Source organism: Thermosporothrix sp. COM3, from assembly GCF_059696735.1.
On sequence record NZ_AP019376.1, the window covers coordinates 5,271,808 to 5,297,119 of the forward strand.

The 25,312-nt window shown below is 53.2% G+C and carries 26 protein-coding genes; 16 read left to right on the forward strand and 10 right to left on the reverse strand.

The window, feature by feature from the left end; genetic code table 11:
• Nucleotides 1–41 precede the first annotated feature (41 nt).
• The 5 genes from KTH_RS22380 to KTH_RS22400 are packed head-to-tail and all read left to right on the forward strand — an operon-like array spanning nt 42 to nt 1,838.
• Nucleotides 42–380, forward strand: a complete 339-nt coding sequence (locus tag KTH_RS22380; protein WP_111325297.1) for a hypothetical protein — start codon at nt 42–44, stop codon at nt 378–380.
• Complete coding sequence (locus tag KTH_RS22385; RefSeq protein WP_111325298.1) at nt 373–603, forward strand: hypothetical protein; 231 nt, start codon at nt 373–375, stop codon at nt 601–603. Before KTH_RS22380 ends, KTH_RS22385 begins: the two co-directional genes overlap by 8 nt.
• Complete coding sequence (locus KTH_RS22390) at nt 600–854, forward strand: hypothetical protein (RefSeq protein ID WP_111325299.1); 255 nt, start codon at nt 600–602, stop codon at nt 852–854. The genes KTH_RS22385 and KTH_RS22390 overlap by 4 nt, the downstream gene beginning before the upstream one ends.
• Entirely contained in the window at nt 851–1,399 is a 549-nt protein-coding gene (locus KTH_RS22395) for a hypothetical protein (RefSeq protein WP_111325300.1), read from the forward strand. Before KTH_RS22390 ends, KTH_RS22395 begins: the two co-directional genes overlap by 4 nt.
• Nucleotides 1,389–1,838: a hypothetical protein gene (locus tag KTH_RS22400; RefSeq protein ID WP_111325301.1), complete on the forward strand. Its 450-nt coding sequence runs from the start codon at nt 1,389–1,391 to the stop codon at nt 1,836–1,838. Before KTH_RS22395 ends, KTH_RS22400 begins: the two co-directional genes overlap by 11 nt.
• 159 nt (nt 1,839–1,997) lie before the next feature.
• Here KTH_RS22400 and KTH_RS22405 read toward each other — a convergent pair whose 3' ends face one another.
• Nucleotides 1,998–2,177, reverse strand: coding sequence for a helix-turn-helix domain-containing protein (locus KTH_RS22405; protein WP_371860000.1), 180 nt, complete (start codon nt 2,175–2,177; stop codon nt 1,998–2,000).
• Between the two features lie 307 nt (nt 2,178–2,484).
• Between KTH_RS22405 and KTH_RS22410 the strand changes: the two genes are divergently transcribed.
• Nucleotides 2,485–2,922, forward strand: coding sequence for a hypothetical protein (locus tag KTH_RS22410; RefSeq protein WP_111325303.1), 438 nt, complete (start codon nt 2,485–2,487; stop codon nt 2,920–2,922).
• Nucleotides 2,919–3,221: a hypothetical protein gene (locus KTH_RS22415; RefSeq protein WP_111325304.1), complete on the forward strand. Its 303-nt coding sequence runs from the start codon at nt 2,919–2,921 to the stop codon at nt 3,219–3,221. Before KTH_RS22410 ends, KTH_RS22415 begins: the two co-directional genes overlap by 4 nt.
• Before the next feature lie 167 nt (nt 3,222–3,388).
• Here the strand turns inward: KTH_RS22415 and KTH_RS22420 are convergent, their stop codons facing one another.
• Nucleotides 3,389–4,807, reverse strand: a complete 1,419-nt coding sequence (locus tag KTH_RS22420) for a class II fumarate hydratase (protein WP_497621154.1) — start codon at nt 4,805–4,807, stop codon at nt 3,389–3,391.
• Nucleotides 4,808–4,849: 42 nt separating this feature from the next.
• Nucleotides 4,850–4,984: a hypothetical protein gene (locus tag KTH_RS22425; protein WP_281278945.1), complete on the reverse strand. Its 135-nt coding sequence runs from the start codon at nt 4,982–4,984 to the stop codon at nt 4,850–4,852.
• A gap of 92 nt (nt 4,985–5,076) precedes the next feature.
• Here KTH_RS22425 and KTH_RS22430 point away from each other — a divergent pair, with 92 nt between their 5' ends.
• The 4 genes from KTH_RS22430 (at nt 5,077) to KTH_RS22445 (ending at nt 7,399) form a co-directional block, all read left to right on the forward strand.
• Nucleotides 5,077–5,658 carry a ribonuclease FAU-1 family protein gene (locus KTH_RS22430; RefSeq protein ID WP_170142888.1) on the forward strand — a complete coding sequence of 194 codons (582 nt, stop codon included), beginning with the start codon at nt 5,077–5,079 and terminating at the stop codon, nt 5,656–5,658.
• Nucleotides 5,659–5,674: 16 nt separating this feature from the next.
• Nucleotides 5,675–5,932 (forward strand): hypothetical protein, encoded by a 258-nt coding sequence (locus KTH_RS22435; protein WP_111325307.1) that lies wholly within the window; start codon nt 5,675–5,677, stop codon nt 5,930–5,932.
• Between the two features lie 241 nt (nt 5,933–6,173).
• The gene (panD, locus tag KTH_RS22440; protein WP_111325308.1) at nt 6,174–6,587 is read left to right on the forward strand and encodes an aspartate 1-decarboxylase; all 414 of its coding nucleotides are present in this window, start codon (nt 6,174–6,176) and stop codon (nt 6,585–6,587) included.
• A gap of 155 nt (nt 6,588–6,742) precedes the next feature.
• On the forward strand, nt 6,743–7,399 hold the full coding sequence (locus tag KTH_RS22445; protein ID WP_497621157.1) for a RecX family transcriptional regulator: 657 nt from the start codon (nt 6,743–6,745) through the stop codon (nt 7,397–7,399).
• 48 nt (nt 7,400–7,447) lie between these two features.
• Here KTH_RS22445 and KTH_RS22450 read toward each other — a convergent pair whose 3' ends face one another.
• A complete protein-coding gene (locus KTH_RS22450; RefSeq protein WP_497621159.1) occupies nt 7,448–9,496 on the reverse strand; it encodes a serine/threonine protein kinase in 2,049 nt (682 codons plus the stop codon).
• 303 nt (nt 9,497–9,799) lie between these two features.
• Between KTH_RS22450 and groES the strand changes: the two genes are divergently transcribed.
• The 3 genes from groES (at nt 9,800) to KTH_RS22465 (ending at nt 13,183) form a co-directional block, all read left to right on the forward strand.
• The gene (gene groES / locus KTH_RS22455) at nt 9,800–10,093 is read left to right on the forward strand and encodes a co-chaperone GroES (RefSeq protein ID WP_111325311.1); all 294 of its coding nucleotides are present in this window, start codon (nt 9,800–9,802) and stop codon (nt 10,091–10,093) included.
• A 70-nt stretch (nt 10,094–10,163) separates the two neighbouring features.
• The gene (gene groL / locus KTH_RS22460) at nt 10,164–11,795 is read left to right on the forward strand and encodes a chaperonin GroEL (RefSeq protein ID WP_111325312.1); all 1,632 of its coding nucleotides are present in this window, start codon (nt 10,164–10,166) and stop codon (nt 11,793–11,795) included.
• A gap of 308 nt (nt 11,796–12,103) precedes the next feature.
• On the forward strand, nt 12,104–13,183 hold the full coding sequence (locus KTH_RS22465; RefSeq protein ID WP_170142890.1) for an FUSC family protein: 1,080 nt from the start codon (nt 12,104–12,106) through the stop codon (nt 13,181–13,183).
• A 93-nt stretch (nt 13,184–13,276) separates the two neighbouring features.
• Here the strand turns inward: KTH_RS22465 and KTH_RS22470 are convergent, their stop codons facing one another.
• Nucleotides 13,277–14,140, reverse strand: a complete 864-nt coding sequence (locus tag KTH_RS22470; RefSeq protein ID WP_497621162.1) for a heme NO-binding domain-containing protein — start codon at nt 14,138–14,140, stop codon at nt 13,277–13,279.
• Nucleotides 14,141–14,448: 308 nt separating this feature from the next.
• Between KTH_RS22470 and KTH_RS22475 the strand changes: the two genes are divergently transcribed.
• A complete protein-coding gene (locus KTH_RS22475; protein ID WP_111325315.1) occupies nt 14,449–15,234 on the forward strand; it encodes a class I SAM-dependent methyltransferase in 786 nt (261 codons plus the stop codon).
• Between the two features lie 107 nt (nt 15,235–15,341).
• Here the strand turns inward: KTH_RS22475 and KTH_RS22480 are convergent, their stop codons facing one another.
• Together KTH_RS22480 and KTH_RS22485 are read right to left on the reverse strand one after the other, a co-directional pair.
• The gene (locus KTH_RS22480; RefSeq protein ID WP_111325316.1) at nt 15,342–16,880 is read right to left on the reverse strand and encodes a carboxypeptidase M32; all 1,539 of its coding nucleotides are present in this window, start codon (nt 16,878–16,880) and stop codon (nt 15,342–15,344) included.
• 174 nt (nt 16,881–17,054) lie between these two features.
• Nucleotides 17,055–18,992, reverse strand: coding sequence for a S9 family peptidase (locus KTH_RS22485; protein ID WP_111325317.1), 1,938 nt, complete (start codon nt 18,990–18,992; stop codon nt 17,055–17,057).
• 450 nt (nt 18,993–19,442) lie between these two features.
• On the opposite strand from KTH_RS22485, the gene KTH_RS22490 reads away from it, so the two are divergent.
• Entirely contained in the window at nt 19,443–19,949 is a 507-nt protein-coding gene (locus tag KTH_RS22490) for an NUDIX hydrolase (protein WP_111325318.1), read from the forward strand.
• Nucleotides 19,950–20,022: 73 nt separating this feature from the next.
• Here the strand turns inward: KTH_RS22490 and KTH_RS22495 are convergent, their stop codons facing one another.
• Genes KTH_RS22495 through nuoL form a run of 3 tightly spaced genes read right to left on the reverse strand, consistent with a single transcriptional unit; the run spans nt 20,023 to nt 25,309 of the window.
• Entirely contained in the window at nt 20,023–21,696 is a 1,674-nt protein-coding gene (locus KTH_RS22495; protein WP_111325319.1) for an NADH-quinone oxidoreductase subunit N, read from the reverse strand.
• 60 nt (nt 21,697–21,756) lie between these two features.
• Nucleotides 21,757–23,322 (reverse strand): complex I subunit 4 family protein, encoded by a 1,566-nt coding sequence (locus KTH_RS22500; protein WP_111325320.1) that lies wholly within the window; start codon nt 23,320–23,322, stop codon nt 21,757–21,759.
• Between the two features lie 7 nt (nt 23,323–23,329).
• Complete coding sequence (gene nuoL / locus KTH_RS22505; protein WP_111325321.1) at nt 23,330–25,309, reverse strand: NADH-quinone oxidoreductase subunit L; 1,980 nt, start codon at nt 25,307–25,309, stop codon at nt 23,330–23,332.
• Nucleotides 25,310–25,312: the final 3 nt, after the last annotated feature.

Consider the following 25,312-nt stretch of genomic DNA (forward strand, 5'->3'; position numbering starts at 1 on the left):
CATTATGAAACATTGCAACGCTGATTTCAAGGGGGGGGCTCATGGCAAACATGTTAAGAACGATATTCTTGAGGGAAGATCTAAAGCCGCTAGAAGAGCAATTCCTGCTCTTTCTGGGATGCCGCTTAGATGGTTGTCCTGGCGAGGGGAAAAGTATCGTTATCCTACCAATCGATGCCGAAAGAGTGCCGAAAGAACGCACCCCATTGAAAGAACTAAGGGAGATTATATTCCCTGACCATCATGTGATTATACGTGAATCACATGAATACTATAGTAGATTAAGCAAGCTTATTATTTCATCAGTGGATATTATCGCGTACACGCTGTTAGTTGCAAACTGGGATAAAGACCTCCCTAAAAGGGGGCACTATGGATAGCGAAGTAACCAGGTTAAAACAGCAGATTGAACAAGAATATCAAGCAATGAAGGAAGGGCTCACGGGGCTTTCCAGTGTCGCCCGACATCAAATCATCTACCAGCGCTATGAGAACATCTACCAGTATATGGCGAAGCTGGAAAAGCTGGTAGGGGAAGAACCGGCCCGCGTCGCTGTGGTGACGATAGCTGATCGGGTGATTGAAGGAAGGGGTGAAGTTTGAACGGAATCAAGTCACAGAAACCACCCGGCTTTGATGAGCGAGGGCGTTGGCACCTGACACTCTCCGATTGGGAGCTTGTCGCCATACAGGACGCGCTGTTCTGGCGGCTCTCCCTGCTTCAACAGCAGTATCCGAACCCGACAGAGGAACATCGGTACCTTGCCTATCTGCTTGAAAGTGTTCGAAATCGGATTGGGCTACTTTTGCAGTTGTCTGGATTGACAGATCAGGAGAAAGATTTGTGGAAATGAGGATACTCACCCAGGAAGAGCGTGAACAGGCAACGGCCCGCGCTCATCGGGCAATGCAACGACACTATCTGCTGTCTTGTACACGTTACGCGAATGCCATTTCGCGTGACGAGAGAGCTATGTGGGCACAGGAGGCAAAAGATGCATTATCCTACCTTCGTTATCACACCATCCCGGTACAGGGACAGGAGGGCTATCTGATGCCGCAGAACTTCAGGCCGTTTTACATCCCGGAGCAACACGTTATTCATCGTGTCTTCAGTTTTGACCTGACCAAAGAAAGGCCCGTTTTGCGAAAGCACCACATAAAGGTGAAACCCTATAGGGAAAAAGGGCTCACCCCGGAGGGCACACCCACCTATGGCTATTTTTCCCTGTTCCTTCCACAGACGGTCCGGCTCGAACAGCACACGGAAGAGAAGGACGACGATATGTACTGTCAATTATGGGAAGGGGAAAAGAAGATAGGGACAATTGTCCGGCCATCGCGCTTTGTTGTCTTCCATCTGGTTTGGGAAAAAGAGGAGGTGCAAAATGAGGCATGAATCCCCCATGAACCCGGTTCCACTCCGATCTGATGCCCGTGACACGGCTCTCTATCCACCAGAAAAGCTAGTGGATAGGAAAGCGAGAACCCGCACCGTGCCCGGTATGTTTATCGGGGTGATCGAATATCTCCGTCATGCCGGCTGTGAGGTGACACCCAGTGCCGACAGGGAGCAAATGACGCTGGTCTATCCAGAGGGAACCATCAGCCAGTATCAGGGCGTCCCCATGACATCGCCTGAATACAAGATCACATTGCCCAACGGCGATGTGTTGACAGAGGCATATCAGAGATGTGGGTTGGTCTACCTCTATATGGATGAGGAGAAGTTGGAGGACTTCCTGAACAGACATCCAGATATACAACGACTGGACGCCGAGGAGCGAAGAAAGTGGGGGAAGGAGCGAAAACCCGAGAAGAAAACTCCCTCTTTTTAACTGTCGGGCTATCCGGTGGAAGCCCCGGGAGACTCCTCCCTCTGCCTCTTCCCGGGGCTTCTTTTCAGACCAACTCGGATATCCTTTACACTGCCTTTTGCTGGCAAGCCCGTATGAGCGACCCTATCAACCCCCTGCGGGCTTGCTTTTCAAAATAAGTTACTGCTTGCTACCCGGTTTGTTGCTTGTTCGGTCTAGATAGTCCTGAAGGGCGGCACGACTTACCCGCCACTCTTTATTGTTTATTTTGTGAGCTGTTATTGTACCTTGTCTGAGCATTTTTTGTACAGCTTTCTTGTTGAGTCGTAGAATGTCACATAAATCCTCAACGGTTAACATTGGCTCTGGCTTTTCCGGTTCCACCTTTGGTACCCCCTTCCTTTTTTACTATTGTAAGTCTTCTCCTTTTAAAGATCAACAAAACGAACCCCAAAATAACTTAAGATAACTTAAAGGGTTGAAAAATAACCAGAAAGATCTTATACTGTCTGTAGAACTTGCAGAAAGAGGAGGTAAGAGCAAGACAAGAGCAACAAAAAACCGCCTGCTGTCACAGGCGGTTGACAGAAGAGTGGTAAAAAAACGTACTAAAGCCTCTTCCAGTGCTATCGTAGCACGTGGCGGGGGCAGTTGGCAAGGAGGAGCAATGATGCTGAAACACGCAAGGTTGGTAGCGATGGAGCCATTTAAAACGGTTATCGGGTATTCAACGATTGTATCCGGCAGTGACGCATTCCAGGGTGGTTACCGCGTCGGTGCGGCTTACTACAACCGTCATTTTCGCGGTAAGCCAATGGACGCAGAGGAAACACACGCGTTTCTGTTGGAACGCATGATTTCACAGATAGAAACACGTGATAATCGATTCCAGGAATGGAATTTCGGCTTTCTTCTGGGATTTTCACACGCGATTGTAGCGAGTGAGGATGCGACGAAGCGGCTGCTTGAGGTATCAATTTACTTTGACCCTCAGGAATATAACCTGAAAGCTTGCCTGCTTCACTATCGGCACGTTTGGGCTCAACTTCATGATTGTCAGATATGCCGGTCATGTGGAAAGAAGGAAGCGAGAGGGGAGAAATGAAGTTACGACATGGCGGGTTCACTTTGGTGCAGAAACCAAACGGAGACATGGCTATCGCTGCTCTCATTCGGGATGAGCATGATCAAGTGGTAGCAATCTTGTTTGAGCCCTCTTTAGCGGAGGTAGTGGTGTTGGCCCCCCTTTTCCGGGAAGCAGCAGCTCTTATCGAGAGCCTCGTGCAGGCCGGAAAGCTCACCCCACACCTGGAGGGGCGGGCAAAAGAAATCGTTTCCCGGCTAGCGATTGCCAGACAATTCTACACCGAGCCACCACAGGCGACCACACCTGCGCAAGAATAGACGTATCAGGGCCGGGATTGCCGGCCCTACCGTAGAAGTGGCCGGGTACGTTCGGATTTCAAAGAGCGAACATGAATATAACCAAATTGAACAAAGGACTCTATACAGCCGTGCTGAAAATGCCGAGCCGGGAAAGGCCGGGCTGCGCCGACCCTCCCTTTTTCTGCTTAACCGGCAGCGGGTCCCCCCTCAAGCCCGGGCTTTGTCATACTGGCAGGATCAAGAATGCGGTTCAGTTCTTCCTCTGAGAGATCGGTCTTCTCGCGTGCAACCTCACGGATCGTCTTGCCAGTACGGAAAGCCTCTTTCGAGATTGCTGCCGCCGCATCATAGCCAATGACAGGAGCCAGAGATGTACAGATCGCCAGACCTTTCTCGACCATTTCTGGTCCCTTGCTGGTTGCCTTCAGTCCCTTGACGCACTGCTCGGTGAAGTTCCGCACAGCAGCAGCAAGCAGGCTGATCGATTGCAGCAGGTTGTAGGCTGCAACCGGGAGCATCACATTCAACTCGAAATTTCCCGATTGCCCGGCAACAGTAATAGTTGTATGGTTACCAATCACCTGAGCGCAGACCATACAGAGCGACTCGGCAATGACCGGATTGACTTTCCCGGGCATAATCGAGCTTCCAGGCTGCACAGCAGGAATTTCCAGCTCACCGAAGCCTGCACGGGGCCCGGAACCAAGCCAGCGAATATCATTGGCAATCTTCATCAGGCTGGCTGCCAGTGTGTTCAGCGCGCCGCTGGCCTCTACCACACCATCGATCGTGCTCTGCGCCTGAAAATGGTTGCTGGTCTCGCGAATCTCGACACCATTCATCTCGCTCAAGCGCCTGCATACGCGAGCCGAGAACTCTGGATGGGTGTTGACTCCGGTGCCAACTGCCGTCCCGCCAAGCGCAATCTCAGAGAGTTCTTGCTGTGCATGGCGCAAGCGGGCAATACCACGCTCTGCCTGTCCCGCATAGCCCAGAAACTCCTGGCCCAGACGAATCGGGGTAGCGTCCTGCAAATGGGTGCGCCCGGTCTTGACCACATCCATAAACGCATCAGCTTTTTCCTGCATTGCCGCATTCAATTCCTCCAGGGCAGGAATAAGCTGTTGCTCAATGCTCACCAGAGCAGAGACATGAATAGAAGAGGGGATAACATCATTTGAGGACTGGCCGAAGTTCACATGATCGTTTGGGTGTACTTTGCGTGACCCACGAGAGCCGCCGAGAAGCTCGCTGGCCCGATTCGCGATCACCTCATTTGCATTCATATTGGTCGAAGTACCGGAACCGGTCTGGAAAATATCAACGACAAAATGTTCGTCAAACTTGCCGTCAATCACTTCTTGCGCGGCCTTGACAATAGCCTCCGCGATCTGGTGATCAACGGTTCCCAGTTCCGCATTTGTCTGTGCTGCCGCAAGTTTGATTTGCCCGATAGCGCGAATAAATTCCCGGGGGAAGCGCAGATCACTGATCGGGAAATTCAGCACAGCACGCTGCGTGCTTGCCCCATAATATGCATTGACAGGTACCTGCATCTCGCCCATAGAGTCGCGCTCGATGCGGGTCTGTTGAGTCTGTACCATAATTGACTACTCCTCATTGAGTATTTTTTTATGCTTTCTGCATTATATCATGGAGAACGACCGACAGATAAAGAGAATGACCAGTTGCAACACAAACCATGCGCTCACACGTACCTGATAATAGAGGGCCTCTTTCACGACCCATTCGTCCCGGTTCAGAGAGCCACAGTCCTTCACATTTTCACTATACAGGGCTCCTGGAATCTCAACGGAACGAACAGCTATACGATCAGACAGAACCGAACAAGGTACAGCAGAAAGGCTATTGTATGCTTTTAGAAGCGAATGTCCGAAAAATGCTTGTAAGCGGTGAGCAGTGGGGTGGCTGGAAAGGTTATCAACTTCCCCTGAGTTCTGACTATGTCACGATCTGGACCCCGATAGGAACCGCCATGCAATGGAAACCGGGAACCTGGATCAGCAAAGCGTACGGTATCTCTTATTTTTGGCCCGATCAATGGTATACTATACACCTCAGTTATTATCCTGATGGCCGCTTCCGCGAGGCCTATTGCGATATTGTCCTGCCCAACCACGATTATACCAGTAGTGCACGCGAGTTGATCTATACGGATCTGTATATTGACGTTGTTGTGCGCGATAATTTCAGCGTCTTTACCAAAGATCACGAGGTCTTTGAACGGGCCGCACAACAGTACCCGATCGTCAGACAGGTACAGAAACAGGCCTATCAGGCGCTGGAACAACTGGAACAGCAGGCGAAAACCTGGAGTGGGCCCTTTAGCGTCCTGCCGCGCCGCCTGCCAACAAAAGATGTGATGACTCTGCCTGTAGAGCAAATACGCAAAGCCTTTCACGCGGCATTGCAAGGGCCTCAGAATTCAATGTAGTCTTGTGGTGAAAACAATGATTCCAGAAGAAATACAGCAGCGGCTCCGCCAGCACGGCATCACCGATCTGGACGAAGTCGCGCTTCGTCAGGCGCTCGAACGGTACACTCCGACCTACACATTGATTCGGCTGGCTGACTGGCCTGCTCGGCGCTGGAAGTGCCGTTATCGTCTTCTACTATCCGAAAACATGTATGATGCCCAAAGCGTGCCAGAAGCCTACGCTCGCGGAATTCTGGCATTGATTGACCGGGCCCAGCAGGCTTCATCATAGCGTTTTGCAAGGAAGAGAGTTTTCGGGCGTATCCTGTCGGAGCAACCAAATAGTAATGGTTCTCGGCCATACATTTTGAAATCTGAATATATCTGTGGTTATAATAGGCTTGTCAAACGTTATTTATAATAGACATGGGGATAGGCAAATATCTCCATAGAGTCGTTTTTGTAAATCTGTTTTAGAAACGAACCAGACAAACTGAGAAAGAAGCTGAAAAGGGAAAGGAAATACCGTTACTATGCTGCGTACCATGTGCAAAGGGAAAATTCATCGTGCTACCGTCACCCAGGCCAATCTCAACTATGTTGGCAGCATCACGATTGACCAGGACCTGCTCGACGCCGCTGGAATCTTCCCCTATGAAAAGGTGCAGATAGTCAATATCAACAATGGCGCTCGCCTCGAAACCTATACAATTGCCGGTGAGCGTGGTTCTGGTGTCATCTGCCTGAATGGTGCTGCGGCCCGTCTGACTGCGGAAGGTGATCTTGTTATTATTATTAGTTATGGTGACTTTAACGAGGAAGAAATTCGCAGCCTGCGTCCGCGGATCGTTTTTGTTGACGAAAACAATCGAATGACAGAAAGAAAGATCGTTCCCCTTCACGAAATGCTGCCAGCAGAGGCAGATGAAGCGATGGCACTCTTCTAAGAGTCCCGCTTCGAGTAGGTTCATTCGACCCCGGTGGTTGAATGAATTACTACTTGCCCGCAGCCTATCAAACGTTTGTAAGGTATTTCCTTTCCCTTTCCCCCACTCCCTTTCCCCCGACTTCAAGCCCCGCGAAAAGAAGGTATAATAGATATATGCGCATTACAGCCTTACAAGCACAGGTACACAATCCAGAACGGGTCAACATTTTTGTTGATCATACCTTCCTCCTCGGTGTCCATGCCCTGCTCGTCCTGCAAATGGGCCTGAAGGTCGGACAGGAGCTAACAGAGGCACAAATAGAACGGCTGCGGCAGGAAGAAGCCCTTCAGCAAATGCTGGACCGCGCCATGAACTATCTGTCGCTGCGACCACGAAGCACCCGGGAAGTGAAGAACTATCTGCGGCGCAAGAACGCCCCTCCCGAGATGATCGAGGGAATTGTGCAGCGTCTGCATGACTTCAACCTGCTTAACGATCAGCAGTTTGCCTCTTTCTGGGTCGAGAACAGAGAACACTTCAGCCCGCGGGGCTCCTATGCCTTGAAGAATGAACTTCAGCAGAAAGGGGTACAGCGCGAGATCATTGACACACTGGTCGACGGGGAACAGGATGAGGAGCGAGCGCTGCGGGCCGCCGAGAAAAAAGCGCTCTCTCTACTGCGACAACCGGGAATCGATTATCCTACCTTCCAGCGGCGGCTTGGCTCCTTTTTGCAGAGACGCGGCTTCAACTATGAGATCACAATGCGAACCGTCAAACACTTCTGGGAAGCGGAAAAGCAGGAAAGCATCGACGAACCTTTCGAGTGAGAGAGAAAAAGACTCCTCCGAGAACGATTACTCAGAGGAGCCAGTCAGTCATGCTTTCGGCAGTTGTACCTGCGGGATATTCGTTGGTTCAGCCGTCCCTATTTTGATCTGTTCAATCTCCGCTGGAACCATCTCACCAAATGAAACCTTGACCACAACATTCGTGGGATCAACGCCCGCCTGTTTTGTAATATAGGTGCGGGCTTCCTGTACCTTCATGCCTTTGATATGTTCCTGAATATTTTTCAGTTTTTCCGGTGTTAACCGGTATTTCGCCACTCCTGCGACAGGAACAGCCAGCGTAATCGTGCTATCAGTGCTGTTCTTGACCACTGGTTGGCCCACTTTTGTATAGGTCGGCATGAGCTGAAAACCGTCCCCGGCCTCCTTTTCCAGCATCTTCTGAGCCAGATTTTGCGCCTCGCGATTGCTATAATAGTTCGCAGTTCCCTGAAGAGTCAGTGTGACCGAAACCGTCTCGCTTTTCTTGCCTAACTCAGGCTCATACGAGCCATCCTTACTGATAAAAGACGGCTCACCAACCATCACCGCTCCCCTGTTTTGCAGGTCAGTCGTCATCTCCTGTTTGAGCTGCTCTTCGAGCTCCTGCTTGGCCTGTAGAACCAGATTATCCACGTCCTCGCTTGATACCACCTTCGGGCATTTGATAAAGCACAGAAACGGGCGGCCAGTGGCCGGCCCGGTCTTTGTCGTTGTTTTCGTCTTTGTCAATGTGCTTAGAGGAATCGAGGCGGAAGCAAGATCAGGATTCTGAATTCCCGTTCGTGCCGTCACGGTGACGACCTTATTGAGGGGTCGCACCTGCGGCGTGATAGTCACTGTGGCCGATTGCGCGGCCTGAAACGTAAAGAAACTCAGGGCCACAACGACCAGCACCAGGATCACTGTCAGAATAGAGAGCAACGGCAATAACGAGCGCTTACGTCGCTTCGGAGGCTGACTGTTCATCCCTCTGCGGTTACTCAACATCGCCTTCAAGTCGTCTGGAGCAACCGAGGAGGTCGGTGCATCATGATCGTCAAAGAGGCCACCTCGTGGAGGAGGAAGAATAATCTCCTCACGCGGTAAGACAATCTGCTCCTGCACGTTTCTCTTCTTCGGCAAAGGAGGCATTGTCGGGACAGCCTTCACGCGGGCCTGCTTTGGGGGCTCACTCACCTTTGTATCAGGCTCAGATTGTTGCGCTCTGGGGACCGGCCGGGGGGCCGTTTCCTGTCGCGAAAGAGAGGCAGGCAGTTCCTCGGGAGAGACGTTCAAGGCCAGATAAGCTCGCTCGAACTCCTGAAGCAGCTCATCGGCGCTGGCAAAGCGATCGCCCGGATCAGGAGCCATACTGCGCTTCAGCACCTCAATCATCGGCTCGGCAATTCTGGCGCCACGAGCCTCGGATGGGAGTTTGCCGGTCAGCATCTGAAAAAGAATGACACCAAGCGAGTAGATATCATTGCTTGGGGCTGAGATACCGTTTGCTCGTTCGGGAGCCATATACTCGATTGTGCCTATTTCCCGGCCATTCTCAGTTAAAGGCGGGCTGGCAAGCGAGCCAAGCATAGAGGCAATACCAAAATCGATCAGGCGCACATAGACCTGATCGCTGTCATCTGCCGTATCGAGCAGAATGTTGCTCGGCTTGAGATCGCGATGAATGACGCCCCGCTTATGAATATAGGCAACGGCCTGTACCAGCGCGGTAAAAAGCTGATGGATCTCACCATAAGAAAGCGGTCCACGTTGCAGGCGCTGTGCCAGGGTGCCCCCCTGAATATATGGAGTCACCAGGAAAAGGCGTCCCTGCTCTTCGCCAAACTCAAACAGAGGGAGAATATGTTCATGTTTTAGATGAGCACTTACCTCAGCCTCTCGCAAGAAACGTTTCCGCGCAACCGTATCGTAAGCCAGATCGGAGCGAATGATCTTCACCGCCACTTCACGCCCGAAGGCCGTACGTTGACGCGCCAGATACACTTCTCCCATGCCACCCACGTCGATGCGTCGAACCAGATCATAGTTGCCGAATCCGCGCACCTCGCCAGCGAGACCGAATGGCTCTTTTAGAGGTTTTTGCTGTTCTTTCATCGGCCTGTTTTTCAGAATACCATTCAGCGCTTTTCAAAACACACTTCTGAGCACTCAAACGGTACATGTGACAAACTTTCGCCTATGTGCAGTATAGCATCTAAAAAGAAAGAAGGGAAGTGTATGTCATTCATCAGCGGTTATCCCCTTGCGTAATGGCAAATGATGGTGTATGATAATGACGGTTCGCACTCTCACCTATAGAGTGCTAATTCCAGATCTCAGCAAAAAAGTTTTAGCAATACAACAGCAATTGCGGAGACAAGCAGACAGACAGGGAAAACGAAAAAGGAGTAGCCAAAAGTGAGTGTCAAGCTTCAACCACTTGGTGATCGCGTTGTTGTCAAACCCCTGAATCGAGAGGCCGTCACAAAGAGCGGCATTGTTCTGCCCGATACAGCCAAAGAGAAGCCCCAGGAGGGCGAGATTCTGGCCGTTGGTTCGGGAAAAGTGCTGGACAACGGGAAACATGTTGCCCCTGAAGTCAGCGTTGGTCAGACCGTTTTCTTCGCCAAATATTCCGGCACAGAAGTCAAGCTGGAAGGCGAGACCTACCTGATTATGCGCGAAAGCGACATCCTGGGCATCGTTGAATAAAGCGAGCCCGACGATCCATAGTCAATCTGAGCGTTGAATAGTTCATCCGAAACGTAGGAGTTGAGATACAGTGGCAAAGCGATTACAGTTTGATGAGAAGGCACGTTACTCCCTGAAAAAGGGTATGGACGTTGTAGCAAACGCGGTTCGTGTAACCATCGGTCCAAAGGGCCGCAATGTCGTCCTTGATAAGAAGTTCGGCGCACCGACCATCACCAATGATGGCGTTTCTATTGCCCGCGAGATCGAGCTGCCCGACTCATTTGAGAACATGGGCGCCCAGCTACTCAAAGAAGCGGCAACCAAGACCAATGACGTTGCAGGTGATGGCACCACCACCGCAACCGTGCTGGCACATGCGATTGTCACCGAGGGCCTGAAGAACCTCGCCGCAGGCGCAAACCCGATGATCCTGCGCCGTGGTCTGGAGCGCGCGGCAGATGCCGTCGTCGCCGAAATCAAGGCAATGAGCAAGCCCGTTGAGACCCGCGAGCAGATCGCACAGGTCGCAGCTATTTCCGCCGCTGATCCTGAAATCGGCGCTCTGATCGCTGAGGTCATGGAGAAAGTCGGTAAGGATGGCGTGATCACCGTTGAAGAGGGACGCGGTATCGTGACCGAGAAAGAGTATACCGAGGGTATGCAGTTCGATCGCGGTTTCATCTCCCCATATATGGCCACCAATCAGGATCACACTGTTGCCGAACTGAATGATCCCTATATCCTGGTCACTGACAAGAAGATCAGCGCCATTCAGGACATTCTGCCCCTGCTCGAAAAGGTGTTGCAGAGCGGCCGCAAGGACCTTGTTATCATTGCCGAAGATATCGACGGTGAAGCCCTTGCCACGCTGGTTCTGAACAAGATGCGCGGTGCCTTCAATGTGCTTGGTGTCAAGGCTCCGGGCTTCGGCGAGCGCCGCGATGCAATGCTTGAGGATATCGCTACTCTGACCGGTGCATCTGTGATCACCGAGAAGAAGGGTCTCAAGCTTGAGAGCGCAACCCTCGATGATCTGGGCAGCGCCCGCACCGTGACCTCGACCAAAGAGACCACCACCATTGTTGAGGGCGCAGGCTCCAATCAGGCCGTTCAGGCTCGCATTGCTCAGATCCGTGCCCAGATCCAGGAGACTACCAGCGACTACGATCGCGAGAAGCTCCAGGAGCGCCTGGCGAAACTGGCCGGTGGCGTTGGCGTCATCAAAGTTGGCGCAGCGACCGAGGTCGAGATGAAAGAGAAGAAGCACCGCGTTGAGGACGCTCTGTCCGCAACCCGCGCCGCAATCGAAGAGGGTATCGTTCAGGGTGGCGGTTCCGCACTGGTGATCGCATCTCGCGCCCTTGATAAGGTTCAGGCCGAGGGTGAAGAGGCAACCGGTGTCACCATTCTGCGCCGCGCTCTCGAAGAGCCTCTGCGCCAGATCGCAACCAACGCCGGACTTGACGGCTCCGTGATCGTGGCTGGTGTCCGCAGCAACGGCAAAGAGGGCTATGGCTTCGACGCGCTGAAGGGCGAGTATGTGAACATGTTCGAGGCCGGTATCATCGACCCGGTCAAGGTGACGCGCTCCGCTCTACAGAACGCGGTCAGCATTGCCGGAATGGTGCTCTCCACCGACACGCTGGTCACCGATATTCCTGAGGAGCAGCCCGCAGCCAATCCCGCCGCCGGTATGGGCGGAATGGGCGGCATGATGTAATCTGCCTCCTGATCAGACAGCAAGAAAGCGAAAGGGGTCTCTCGTATGAGAGGCTCCTTTCTTTTCTCCTCATCTACATAGGATTTTCCCTATCAAAATAAGAAGAATATATATATTGGACTTTATAATCCCGCTGCACTATACTGAAACAGGCAAGCAGGGAAGCCCTTTCTTCTCGCATTCCCCCGCTTCTTTCTTCAAAAAAACCAATTCAATGCTGCAACTCAAAAGCATTAAGAGTCAGTGGAGTCTATATGATACCTGTAGCGAAAAAGCCGTTCCTCATCTCTGAAGAGCCATCCGCCTTCATGCAAAAACTCTTTGACCGCGGACATGAGTACCTCCCGCAAATTCTGCATATTCTGAGAATCACGCTGGCCGTTACCCTCTCCTGGGAACTCGCACGCCTCCTTGTCGGGCAAAGCAATGCCTCTCTCGCGGCAACCGCCGGGCTTGTTGTCACGCAGGCAAGTTCAATACAGACACTCCGCAAGGGCATCGAGCGCGTGATAGCTGTCCTGATCGGGAGCATTCTGGTCCTTTTCTTTCTCTCGTTTCTCCCGCTAACGGTCTGGACACTCTTTCTGGTTGTCTTCTGCGCTCATGTGCTCGGCCTGCTCTTCCAGAGGCGCGCCGCCTATGTTGCCGTTCAGATCCCGATCACTGCACTCTTCACGCTGATTACCCTGACGACCGATCCACACGCTACCTCGTATCCACTGATGCGCCTGCTCGGGGCCTGTCTCGGGGGCGGGATTGGCCTGTTCATCACACTCCTCTTCTCGCACCCGTTCCATATTTTTCGCGCTCACGCTGCCAGCCAGAAGGTGCTGACAGCCTTCCCTCAAACTGTCTCCACGCTCTCCGCCGCGTTCTCCGGGCAGTTCAACGAGCAACTCCAGACACAGCTAGAACAGCAGTTACAGACGCTTGAGCGACAGATCAGCGCAAGCCGTCAGATGGTCTCGTTTGCCCTTGAGAGTGCCCGCCTTGATCTCTGGGCCAAACCAGCCCGCTCACTCATTGCCAACCACACCCATATACTCAAAACGCTGGAACAGCTCCGTCTCCGTATGCAGCGCCTTTTCTCGCTCCTGACCGGTGCCGCTTGCTTTGCTGCTCCCGAAGAACAACGCTGGTTGATGCGGTATAGCCGCCTCCTTGAACTCAATGGAAAGCTGCTTCGCCTGGCACTGCTCGATGCGCAGAAGCAGCCGGAAGATTTCGAGGAACTTACCCGCATCGCCCTGGCAGAGACGCAGCGCTGTCTGCGTCACCTTCTCCACCCCGATACAGGGATTATCGAGGAGGAGAAACGCGTTATGCTGCATGCGGCGATTCTCTACGAGCTGGATGCAATGCTTTCTGAGATCCAGCACCTCCGCTGAGTGTTTCACGTGAAACAGTCCTTGCTTTCTTTTCCCGAGGAGAGGGACCATGTTGCATCGGCGTTTCACGTGAAACAGGTCCTTACCCTCGCGCTATCGCTGACCCATCGCAGCTGGAACCTGCCAGTACCGGCGCGTCTCCAGACTATCACCCGGCTGATTGGCATTTGAAGCCAGCAAGCCAGCGTGTTGCAGCATCTGCAAGACTTCCAGCAGCTGACCAAGACGGACCGGCTGAGAGGAAGCATTCAAAGTACTCAATTTCCCCTGAAGCTCAAACAATGTCATCCCCTCCCCTTCATGCTCTGGCAGGACCGTCTTTACCAGCATCGCGAGCCGTTGTTGCGCTTCCCAGCGGGCCCGCTGTTCTGGCGTCTTCCGGGGTCTTTCTGCCGTACGAGCCTGAAATTGTACCTCAAAATAGCAGTGTGGAGCACCACGAGTAACACAGGAAAGCTCCTTCACATATACTTTTTCCTTGAACCGCTCCGCAGCTCCCTCTACCGCACCCCAGAACCAGCCACAGAGGGCTCTGGGACTGTCGTACCGGAACAGAATTTTAGAACGGGAATGATCCTCCGAGAGATGGGTATAGTTGAATACCGGAGGAGTCAGGCCATCGGGGCCCTTTGCCATCTGGATATGTGCATCACGCATCAATAATACAAGGTCCCGCGCACAGCTTGTTTGCGAAAGCAGAAAAGCACAATGGTGACGCGTCAGCCCATTGGTAATGAAATAGTGTCCGAACTGGCGCAGCAATCGCTGCTGATGGATACCGGTTCTCCGACTGACGACCTGTAGACCGCACATAAATGCATCATCTGCAAAAACCCGACCCGCCAGAGGACGCGCTTCTACCTGCCCAGCGAGCGCCTCGCGATACGCCTGTAAAACGGCCGCATCGAAGTGACCCGCAAGATATTTTTCCCAGGTCGAGAAAACCAGTCCTAACATGCCTTCATCCCTCTCTATCTCGTTTTTTTCTCATGGTTTCACTCATTATATAATTCAAAAGTATCATACCGCGTTGTGTAACCGTAACGCAAGAGGACAAGGCTCATAAATCTCTGCTGGCCAGATCACAATAGCATCACAAAAAGCTGATACTGCCTCCTACCGGGGTAATGGTCCATTATTACTAGAATGAAACAGCCGAAGCCTTCCCATTTGTGTTCTCATCCCTCGGTGTGGTATTCTCTGCATGGCAGAAAGATACGTAAGAATAGAGAGTACATCGATGTCTCTCAAAGAAAGGGTTGCTCATGCCTATTGATTTTCATGCCACGCGGAATCATCGTTCATACGCTGATCGCCAGGCAGACAGCACATGGCGCGACTTTATGCGCGCACTTATCACAATCGAGGGAAAAGATATCGCGGATATCGGCTGTGGAGGAGGCATTTATACTGCTGCCTTCGCCGATATGGGAGCCGCCCATGTTACCGGCGTTGACTTCTCCGAAACGATGCTTCAAGACGCCCGCGAACAATGCTCCGGCTATGATACCGTCTCCTTCCAGCAGGGGGACGCGCTGCACACCGGTCTGGCGGACGCCCATTTTGATGTGATCCTGGAACGGGGACTGACACATCATCTGAAACAGGAACAGCTTCCGGCCTGCTTTGCCGAGGCATATCGCCTGCTCCGCCCGGGTGGCGTGCTCTTTGTACAGAACCGCACCCCGGAAGATTGTCAGCTTCCTGGAAGCGACACAAACCCACGTGGCTATTTCTTTGAGAAGTTCCCTCGCTTGCTGACTATTGAGACCAGCAGGCGCCCAAACAGCGTCACAACAATGGCAGCGCTACAGCAGGCAGGCTTTACCCGTATTGAAGAACGCCACCTCTGGGAAATTAAAGAGGTGTACCCGAACATTGAGAAACTGACCGAGCATATTCTAACCCGTAAGGGACGTTCAATTCTTCACGAGTTGACCGACACAGAACTACAGGAACTAGCCGAGTATATACGAGAGCGTTACAGCGATCAGCAGGGCGAAATTGTGGAGCAATGTCGCTGGACTGTCTGGTGCGCATGGAAGGCCTGATACCTCTCTGAACAGCGGAGAGCCTTCACAGGTCAGTTGAAAGGGCCAGGAGAAACGTGCTCAATCAAAAAAACGGGGCAGGGAAAGAGTTCCTGCCCCTTCTCATGCTAGAGGTTATAGATCTGTGAAAACTTGTTGGTCAGGTAATCAACAAGATACTGTGGGTTGGGCGCTTCTCCGGTAACGCGCTGAATCAGCTCTTCTGGCTGATAGATCGTGCCGTAGGCATAGAGGTTCTCGCGCAGCCAGTTCAGCACGAAGGAGACATCACCGCCAGCCAGGCGCTCATCAAAATCAGGATATGCCTTGCGCAGCGTGTTATAGATCTGGGCGCTATAGAGATTGCCAAAGGTATAGCTCGGGAAGTAGCCAAAGCCAGAGGTCCAGTGGACATCCTGAAGAATACCATTGGCATCGCTATCGGGAGTAATACCCAGATAATCCTGATATTTAGCATTCCACATTGAGGGCAGCGACTCTACCGAGACATCCTCATTCATCATTGCACGCTCCATCTCAAAGCGGATGATAATATGCAGATTATAGGTTACCTCATCCGCCTCGACACGAATCAGGCTGGCCTCAACGTTGTTCAAAGCGCGGGCAAACGTTTCCGCAGACACTTGCTGGAACTGCTCGGGGAAGCACTCGCGTACAAGGCCGAACTGTCCCTTCCAGAACGCTGTAGAGCGACCAATAATGTTCTCCCACAGGCGGGACTGCGACTCATGAACGCCCATCGTCGCGCCACTTGCCAGCGGCGTACGTACCAGGGTCGGGGCCACTCCTTGCTCATAGACCGCATGGCCGCCCTCGTGAAGCGCACCCATCAGGCCCATCGGCAAATAATCTTCCTGATAGCGCGTGGTGACACGCACATCAAAAGGAGAACCAAAGCTGGTGGTAAATGGGTGTGCGGAGACACGCAGTTCGCCCCGGTTGAAATCATAGCCCATTGCCTTCAGGGCCTTGATGCACAGCTCCTTCTGCTTCTCAACATCGAAACGCTGACCACTCACGGAGCTCATATCGACCTTGTTGCCGCTCTGCTGAATGCGCTTGAGCATGGTCTTGCTGACATCGCGTACCGGCTCAAAGAGAGCCGACACCTTCGCCGCAGTAAACCCGGGCTCGTAGGCATCAAGCAGGGCATCGTAGCGCGTCTCTTTGTAGCCCCAGCGATCAGCCACCTCACGCTGGAACTCGATAATCTTTTTCAGCTTGGGAGCAAAGAGACCAAAATCATTATTCGCGCGCGCTTTCACCCAGGTATTGAACGCATCAACGCGCGCAATCTCCATCTCCTTCACCAGTTCGCGGGGCAGTTTGACAGCGAAATCATACGCGCGGCGGGTGTCGCGGACCAGAGCGCGATCAGCATCAGAGTATTGAGGCTGATGAACCACATCCTCCAGGCTCTTGAGCAGCTCGCCAAGCTGCGGAGAGGTCTGCCGATCATGCACCAAGCCGCTCATAGTTGCCATCTGATGACCGCGGACCTCGTTGGCACCATCGGGCATCGCGGTCTGCTGGTCCCAGTCGGCCAGAGCGGCGAGAGAACTCAGATCGACGATCTCCTGTACATATTCAAGCAACGTGTTAATACGGTCATCACTACGTGTAAAGTCAATCTTCTGTTCTGCCACGTGCTATTGTCTCTCTTTCCTGTTTATGCAAACACATCAATGAAGTTGAACAAAGCAAGCGTGAGGCTGATGATCCTCACGCCCGAGGGATAGAATGAACATGTCGTCTCTCCTGCACAGACGCAAGAGAGCGCTTCTCGACCTCACCTCAATTATATCGCAGCAGCAGAGTCCTCAACTATGCAAATTTTCGATTTCTACCGGCTCAACCTGCTCGGCCAGCTCAAAGCCGAACACCTTTGCGTAGAAGTACAGTTCTGCCTCTTGCGCCCGCTTGATCGAGTCGGCCCGCCGGAAGCCATGACCTTCGCCTTCAAACTCAATATAGGCAACCGGAATCTTTCTGGCCCGCAGTGCCTCAACCATCTTTTGTGACTGATCGGGCGTCACGATCTTATCATCAAGGCCCTGGAAGAGAATCATTGGACAGGAGAGCTGCTCAACGTGGTTCAGCGGAGAGCGCTCACGATAGAGATCAGCACACTCGGGATACGGGCCAACCAGACCGAAAGTATAGCGTGACTCAAACTTATGGGTGTGTTCGGCCAGCCCGATAATATCGCTGACACCGAAGAAGCTGGCACCGGCCTTAAAGACATCGCGGAACGTCAACGCCCCCAGGGTGGTATAGCCGCCCGCACTTCCCCCACGAATCGTCAGGCGCTCTTTATCAACCAGGCCCTGATTCGCCAGATAGAGCGCTCCATTCACACAATCGTCGATATCCACAATGCCCCACTGCCCCTTGAGCCGCTCACGATACGCCCGCCCATAGCCGGTACTGCCTCCATAGTTGACATCGAGAATGGCAAAACCACGACTCGTCCAGTAGAGCTTACTTAAATCCAGCACCGCGACCGATTGGCTGGTCGGTCCGCCATGACTCCAGATCTGCAACGGGGGAAGCTCGCCCTCTGGAGCCTCATATGCAGCATTGCGAGGCGGATAATAATAGCCATAGGCCGTCTGGCCGTTTTCGGTCGGAAACTCGATCAGTTGCGGCTCGGTGATGATGCCCGGATCAAGGGCGAGCGTGCTGGAACGCTTCAGCACAGTCGTCTGCCTACTTTGCAAATCCAGCGCTACGACCGAGCGGAACTCGCTTGGAGACGCCCCGATAAAAAACACGTGTTCTGGGGTCACCTGCACGTCTGAGATGACGGTATAAGGAACAGGGATCGGGGTAAACTTTTTGGTGCGGGTATCCAGGCTGGCAAGCTTATCCTGGCCCTCTGTATAGCGACAGATAATGGTCTGAGCAGACGCGAAGCCATAGGTAGACATGCCAAAAACCCACTGTGGAGAGCCAAACTCAGCCTGCATCTCATGCATCGGCTCTATCGTGCCGTCAGCGTTTAAGCGATAAATATTCCACCAGCCCGAACGATCAGAGACAAAATACAGAACCCCATCAGGAGACCACTGCGGCTGGAAAATAGATTCGCTTTCGCCACCTGCAACATGCTCGGCATAGCTGACATAGCCATTTGCATCAATAGAGCCAACCCAGAGTTCACAGCCATCCCAGGGCATATTGGGATGATTCCAGGTCAGCCAGCAGAGTTTTGAGCCATCAGGGCTCAGACGCGGCGTGGAGTAGAAATCATTCCCCGCCACGAGCGTGCAGAGCTTGCCACTACCATCAAGCGGCACACTGACAAGCGTGTTTGCTGGATCATGATCAGAATGCGTGTGGTCCTCACAGACACAGATCAGGCGTTGCCGCTGCTGATCGACCACCATATCTGCATAGCGTTTCCGTTCGGGAGGGGTAATCGGCTCCGGTTCCGCGCCCGGTTGCAAGCGGTAAAGCCGCTGATCACTGAAGTTCGCAAAAAAGACCGTATCCTGACTGACGGCGTAATCTCCCCCACCGTACTCGTGAACCATTGTACGAGCATTCAACGGCAGAGGCAAGACATCGACCTGTGACCCGTCAACGTTTCGCTTTACAATAGCGTTGCGGCCCCCTTCAGACGGTCTCCCCTCAATCCAGTATACATTCTGTCCATCAAGTGCGATCTCGTTTACTCTAATGGTCTCCGATACAAGCATATCAGTTGTGATGGGAGACTTCCACGAGCCGTAAGGGGTAATATGTGGCTTCCTCATACCAGATTCAATTCTCCATGCTTTTTCTTCATTCACATAGCTATCTTAACACAATTTTCCAGTCACTATCTAACCTGGCGCTTGCAATAGCCCAGGTGCGCCTCAACCGAAGTAAAAACGCAATTGTATTGCTGAGTTTTCATTGCCTGTTACAGCCCATTCCTATAGGATGCTCTCATTCTTATTGTCGACAAAGAGAGAACCTTCGTCATCGACACTCCCCTTTTTCCTTAGAGGAATATAATGCATCCATCCTCAAAAGTGAGTCCCTCTTGCTTCCCTATCAGTAAAAGTATATACAGCTTACTTTCATCTATGACAGCTCTGCGACAACTCTATGATACTGTTATGACAATCATCGACGATAATAGGCAGTAGCAAGGGGAAAGTGTCAGGGCACTCTTCGGCTCTGAATCAGTTACAGCTATTGGAAAGCGAGTAGAAAGACCTATGTTCTATGATCTCTTAAAAAAATGTGTCAGCCTTTTCTTTCATCTGATCAATCTCATCACCGGCAACCGAATTCCACCCTTTGGGAGCGCAGCAGTCGTCGTTGAACAGAACAATCGCTATCTGGTCGTTCGCCTCCCGGGGAATCGCGTGGTCTTCCCAGGTGGCTTTATGAACTGGCGCGAAACACCGCAGCAGTCAGCAGAGCGTGAGGGAGAAGAAGAGACCGGCATGAAGATCCAGGCAGAGGATTGTATCAATGTCTACTCGCTGGTCAGCGACCATTGGACCAACATGAGCACCAATAGTTTTGTCTTCTCGGGTGAGGTAGTTGGCGGGCGGCTACATCCAACCGTTGAAGGATCCGCCTGCTGGATGTCGGAGCAAGAATTGCGCCTGGTGATGAGCAAGCATTCACTGCGCATTCTTGATGATTATCTCGCCTATCGTAAGCGTTCCCAGCAGAACCAGCAAACCTCTCATCCAACCGTAACCCGGGTCTCCTGAAGCGCTCTCTGCGGCAAAGGAAGAGGGCCGGGACGTACTCGTTCCCGACCCTCAAAAACCGCAACCAGTTTTGTCACTTCAACATTGCTTCTGCCGCTTGCCGGGCTAGATCAACCAGCCAGAAAGGCAGCACAGTCCCCATCGCCAGCGCTCCAATAACGGACAGTCCCAGAGACAGCCAGGCCATCCAGTTCAGATTGTGCCTCGGCTCATCATCCACGACCTCAGCGACCACCCCGGACTCAACCTTCACCTCTTTCTCAGCAGCGGGCTTCACCGCAACAGCAGTGCCACCCCGTGAAGGTGTGCTCAGTTTTCCGGAAGCACGGCGCACCGGCGTGGCCGCAGGCGCCACCGCGGGCTGAACCTCTTTTTCTGGTGCCTCCATAAACATGGTCGCGATAAAGCGCAGGTAGTAGTACATACCAAAAACGCTCGCCAGCACGCCGATAATCAGCAGTTCGGGATGCCCACCGACCAGAGCGGTATAGAACAGATAGTATTTTCCAGCAAAGCCAGCCATCGGCGGAAAACCGGCCAGCGATAGCAGGAAGAAGGCCAGCAGACCAGCCAGCACCGGGCGTCTATGCCAGAGACCACGCAGAGCGCTTGCATCGCTGCCGGAGTTGTCCAATCTCTCAAGGAACGAGACGACCCCAAAAGCGCCAACGTTGATAAAGGCATAGCAGAACAGATAGAAGAGAATGGAGGCTATTCCGTCGACGCCGCCAACAACGATCCCGATCATCAGGTAACCAGCATGCGCAACGCTTGAATAGGCAAGCATTCGCTTCACGTTCTTCTGCGCAACCGCCATAATGTTGCCGCCGACCATCGTTAGCACCGCGATCGCCCAGATAACGGGCATCCACGTCGCATGCGCCGGCAACAGCACCACATCAAAGACGCGGGCAAATGCAATCAACGCGGCCGCTTTTGTGCCCACCGACATAAAGGCGGTCACGGGAGCCGGAGCGCCCTGATATACGTCAGGCGTCCAGGCCTGGAACGGCACAGCCGACACTTTAAAGGCAAAGCCGACCGACATCAGCGCCATCGCAACCAGCAACATAGCCGGTGCAGCATTCCCACCCTTCATTACAAGCGAGACCGCATCCGCGGCCCCCCGAAACGACGTGCTATTCGTCGAGCCATAGGTCAACGCGATCCCATAGAGCAGGAAGGCCGAGGCAAACGAGCTGAGCAAGAAATACTTCATGCCTGACTCCTGCGAGGCCCTGCGGCGAGCCACAAAGGCGCATAGAATATACAGAGCCAGCGAAAGAAGCTCAATGCCCAGAAAGACCGTCACAAAGTTCGTTGCCGAAGCCAGCAACATCATGCCAACAGTCGCAAACAGGAACAGGGCATAGTATTCACCCTGATGAACCAGTTGCAAGCGCTTCAGGAACTGGGGCGAAAGTAAGATACCCAGGCCACTTGCAGTCAAGAGAATCAGATTTGCATAGAGCGCCCCATAATCCGAACCCACCATGTTGTTAAACGCGGGTTGATGGTCGCCCATGACAAAAAGCACAATGGTAGCGGCAATAGCGCCAAGCACTCCCAGGAACGCCAGGAGAGGCAGAACAACAAAGTTTTCCGGCCCGGTATCCTTCGTGCGCTTTCCTCCCGCATGCGGGAGCACCACATCCACCAGCATAACCACGAGTGCCATGCCTACCAGGACCAGTACTGGCGCTATTCGCCCCCAATCCGCAGCGGAGACGGTATATGTGAACGTCATAAACAAACTCTACCTCGTAGTAGGAGGTGCCCGCCCACATTGAACAGGCACCCCGGCGGCCTATTTCACGAATAATACGCCAAGATTCTGAATCGTATTCGCCACCGACGAATGCAGCAACGCTGTAATAAAGTTCGGCTGCAAGCCGATGTACACGATCAACGCCAGTAATGGTAAGATCACCACAAACTCGCCCAGACGAATATCAGGCAATGCCCCTTTCCGCAACTGGGCGACAACCGGGCCCGCTTTGGGCAGGCGTCCAACCATCATACCCTGGAAGAAGCGGAGCATATACCACGCTGCCGGGACTACCACAATGGTCGCAATAGTACCAAACCAGACATTGTTACGGAATGCCCCGAGCAGAGACAGGAACTCACCGGTAAAGCTGTTGAGCCCGGGCAAGCCAAGAGAAGAGAGCGCCGCAATCAGCATGACTGTTGCCAGTACCGGAACCTTTGTTGCGATGCCACCAAAATCGGTCAGTTTGCGTGTTCCGGTGCGCTCCTCAATAAAGCCTGCGATCAGGAAGAGGGCAGCGGTAGTGATACCGTGGTTTACCATCTGTAGCACCGAGCCCTCGGCCCCCTGAGCATTAAAGGCAAACATACCAAGCATAACCACGCCCAGGTGACTGATACTGGAATAGGCCAGCAGGCGCTTGACATCAACCTGTACCAGCGCCAGGACCGCACAGTAGAGAATACCGATTACCGCCAGCGTGCGGAAAAGCGGAGCCAGATCCTGGATAGCCAGCGGGAACAACGGAATGCAGAAGCGCAGGAAGCCGTACGCGCCAGCTTTCGACATCGCACCGGCGATCAGGGCGGTCACGGGAGCAGGAGCCGCGCTATAGGTGTCGGGCTGCCAGTTATGGAACGGCACAAACGGGATCTTTACCGCAAAGGCAGCAGCAAACGCAAGCAGAAGCCAGATTTGTGCGGTGTGATCCAGCGAGAGCTTACAGGATACCTGACCGGTCGCCGGATCAACGATACCATTGAGTAACGTTCCCAGATCGAGCGTATAGGCACAACCAGTCGAACGCTGGTAGAACACACCAAGCGCGATGATTCCTGCCAGCATGAGCAAGCTACCGACTGAGGTAAAGATCACAAACTTGAGCGCAGCATACACGCGGCGTCCACTTCCCCAACTTCCCACCAGGAAATAAGCCGGAATCAGCATCAACTCCCAGAAGATGTAGAAGAGGAAGAGATTCGACGCGGCAAAGACTCCAATAATGCCGCCCGCAAGCAGGAGCATAAAGGCCATGTAATGCTTGACCTTTGTCTCCAGCCGATAGGACGCACCGATACAGACCAGAGCCAGCAATGCGGTTAATACAATCAACACAACGCTGATACCATCAACATTCAGCGTCAGGTTAATACCAATTGCCGGAATCCAGGGAAGACTGATACCATAGGTTGCTTCACTGAACAGGCTCACCGTCTTCTGTGCATATACCAGCGCCAGGACCAGGCTGCCAAGCAGGGTCAGCCCAGAGACAGCCAGCGCAAAGCCTCGGATCAGGCCATGTCGGGCCTGCGGCAAGAAGAGTGTAAGAATCCCTCCTACAATGGGGAGGAGGACGACCAAAGGAAGTACAATCTGAAACATATGACTTCTACCCCCTCATCACCACGTAGTACAGGATGATCAACACAACACCTACCAGGATAATAAACGCATAGTTCCGCATGTAGCCGGTTTGTAGTGTGCGCAGCCCTGAACTGGTTCCCCGGAAGACCCCGGCAATACCACGGCTGACGCCTTCCAGCGTGAAGTTTTCCAGCGCGGTAGTCAGACCGCGACCCAGAGCCAGAATCGGCTTCACAAGGATTGCATCCAGAAGCTCATCAACATAATACTTGTTGAAGAGCAACTGATAGAACGGGTTCCGCTTCTCTCTGTACGCATAGCCCTTGCGATAGATGGACCATGCCGCGCCAAAACCAATGGCAGCCGCGACCAGGCTCAGGATCACAGAGACCCATTCCATCCCTCCAGAGAGGTGCGGAGCTTCAACGCCGTGGAAGATTGGCTCAAGGAACTGTCCGAACGGAGACCAGAAGGGCATACCGATCAAGCCGCCAACTACCGAGAGAATACCGAGCAGGACCAAAGGCGTCGACATCACACCCGGCACTTCTCTGATCTCATAGTACGGAACAGGAGTGGCGTGGTGCCCCGGCTCCTCCTCTTCCTCCTCTTCTTCTTCATGGCGACGCACCACAGCCTGCTCGCCGCGATACGTTCCAGTGAAGACAATGAAGAACAGGCGGAACATATAGAAAGCCGTCAGCGCAGCCGTCAGCAGGGCAAGACCCCAGAGCACATAATAGACCGCGTTCCCGGTCGACATAGCCTGCGCGAACAGCGTGCTGAGAATCTCATCCTTACTCCAGAAGCCAGCGAACGGAGGCACACCACTGATCGCCAATGTCGCAATCAGGAAGGTCCAGGCCGTGATAGGCATCCGCTTCCAGAGGCCGCCCATCTTGCGCATATCCTGCTCATGAGCAAGCGCGATAATCACCGCGCCCGCGCCCAGGAAGAGCAGCGCTTTAAAGAAGGCATGCGTCATCAGGTGGAAGATGCCCGCGCCATAGTTATGTACACTCTCGGCCATAAACATGTAGCCGAGCTGACTGATTGTGGAGTACGCCAGCACCCGCTTGATATCCAGCTGGACCAGGGCAATCGTCGCGGCAAACAGCGCGGTCAGGCCACCAATAATGCCAACCACCAGTAGCGCAGTGGGAGCCAGTTCAAACAGCACATGCGTGCGAGCCACCAGATAGACACCGGCAGTAACCATCGTCGCAGCATGGATCAGGGCACTGACCGGAGTCGGGCCCTCCATTGCATCCGGCAACCACATGTAGAGCGGCAACTGCGCCGACTTGGCCGCACAGGCCACGAAGAGCAGCAGACAGATCACGATAGCGGTAGTGCTACCCGCTGCCAGTTTCGCGGTATGGCTGAAGACCTCCTGATATTGCAGCGACCCGAAATTGCTGAAGATCAGGAACAGCGCAATCATCAGGCCGAAGTCACCAATAATATTGATGACGAATGCCTTGCGAGCCGCCGCGACAGGCGCAGGACGCTGATACCAGAAGCCGATCAGCAAGAACGATGCCAGACCGACCAACCCCCACCCGACAAGCAGGAACAGGAAGTTGTTCGCCAGGACCAGCAGCGCCATCGAGAAAATAAAGAAGTTCAGGTAGGCGAAGAAACGCCAGAAACCGGGATCATCTTTCATGTACCCGGCGGAATAGATGTGAATCAGCAGGCCAACCCCGGTGATCACCAGCATCATTACTGCCGTCAGGGGATCATAGAGAATGCCGAAGTCGACCTTGAATTCGGACGCGAGGCCAGAGGCCATCCACGTATAGTGAACGACGTCGCTCACCCGTTGATCTGGCGCGGTGCCGAGCATCACCAGAAAGTTCAACCCGGCAGCCAGAAAGGAGATGCCACAGGCAGCCCAAGCCACCGTCTGGATCACGGCCCGCGAGAATACCTTGCCCAGCAACCCCAGAATGATAAAACCGAGCAGGGGAGGGAGCAACATCCATAAACCAAAATTCTGCATACT

Excerpts from the sequence above, each read along its gene's own strand:
- KTH_RS22385 (WP_111325298.1), top strand. The coding sequence starts at position 373 with ATGGATAGCGAAGTAACCAGGTTAAAACAGCAGATTGAACAAGAATAT.
- panD (WP_111325308.1), top strand. The coding sequence starts at position 6,174 with ATGCTGCGTACCATGTGCAAAGGGAAAATTCATCGTGCTACCGTCACC.
- KTH_RS22410 (WP_111325303.1), top strand. The coding sequence starts at position 2,485 with ATGATGCTGAAACACGCAAGGTTGGTAGCGATGGAGCCATTTAAAACG.
- KTH_RS22420 (WP_497621154.1), bottom strand. The coding sequence starts at position 4,807 with ATGGTACAGACTCAACAGACCCGCATCGAGCGCGACTCTATGGGCGAG.
- KTH_RS22445 (WP_497621157.1), top strand. The coding sequence starts at position 6,743 with ATGCGCATTACAGCCTTACAAGCACAGGTACACAATCCAGAACGGGTC.
- KTH_RS22495 (WP_111325319.1), bottom strand. The coding sequence starts at position 21,696 with ATGACGTTCACATATACCGTCTCCGCTGCGGATTGGGGGCGAATAGCG.
- KTH_RS22430 (WP_170142888.1), top strand. The coding sequence starts at position 5,077 with ATGCTTTTAGAAGCGAATGTCCGAAAAATGCTTGTAAGCGGTGAGCAG.
- KTH_RS22395 (WP_111325300.1), top strand. The coding sequence starts at position 851 with ATGAGGATACTCACCCAGGAAGAGCGTGAACAGGCAACGGCCCGCGCT.
- KTH_RS22500 (WP_111325320.1), bottom strand. The coding sequence starts at position 23,322 with ATGTTTCAGATTGTACTTCCTTTGGTCGTCCTCCTCCCCATTGTAGGA.
- KTH_RS22475 (WP_111325315.1), top strand. The coding sequence starts at position 14,449 with ATGCCTATTGATTTTCATGCCACGCGGAATCATCGTTCATACGCTGAT.
- KTH_RS22490 (WP_111325318.1), top strand. The coding sequence starts at position 19,443 with ATGTTCTATGATCTCTTAAAAAAATGTGTCAGCCTTTTCTTTCATCTG.
- KTH_RS22485 (WP_111325317.1), bottom strand. The coding sequence starts at position 18,992 with ATGAGGAAGCCACATATTACCCCTTACGGCTCGTGGAAGTCTCCCATC.
- KTH_RS22380 (WP_111325297.1), top strand. The coding sequence starts at position 42 with ATGGCAAACATGTTAAGAACGATATTCTTGAGGGAAGATCTAAAGCCG.
- KTH_RS22415 (WP_111325304.1), top strand. The coding sequence starts at position 2,919 with ATGAAGTTACGACATGGCGGGTTCACTTTGGTGCAGAAACCAAACGGA.
- KTH_RS22405 (WP_371860000.1), bottom strand. The coding sequence starts at position 2,177 with ATGTTAACCGTTGAGGATTTATGTGACATTCTACGACTCAACAAGAAA.
- KTH_RS22470 (WP_497621162.1), bottom strand. The coding sequence starts at position 14,140 with ATGTTAGGACTGGTTTTCTCGACCTGGGAAAAATATCTTGCGGGTCAC.
- KTH_RS22400 (WP_111325301.1), top strand. The coding sequence starts at position 1,389 with ATGAGGCATGAATCCCCCATGAACCCGGTTCCACTCCGATCTGATGCC.
- KTH_RS22465 (WP_170142890.1), top strand. The coding sequence starts at position 12,104 with ATGCAAAAACTCTTTGACCGCGGACATGAGTACCTCCCGCAAATTCTG.
- nuoL (WP_111325321.1), bottom strand. The coding sequence starts at position 25,309 with ATGCAGAATTTTGGTTTATGGATGTTGCTCCCTCCCCTGCTCGGTTTT.
- KTH_RS22435 (WP_111325307.1), top strand. The coding sequence starts at position 5,675 with ATGATTCCAGAAGAAATACAGCAGCGGCTCCGCCAGCACGGCATCACC.
- KTH_RS22450 (WP_497621159.1), bottom strand. The coding sequence starts at position 9,496 with ATGAAAGAACAGCAAAAACCTCTAAAAGAGCCATTCGGTCTCGCTGGC.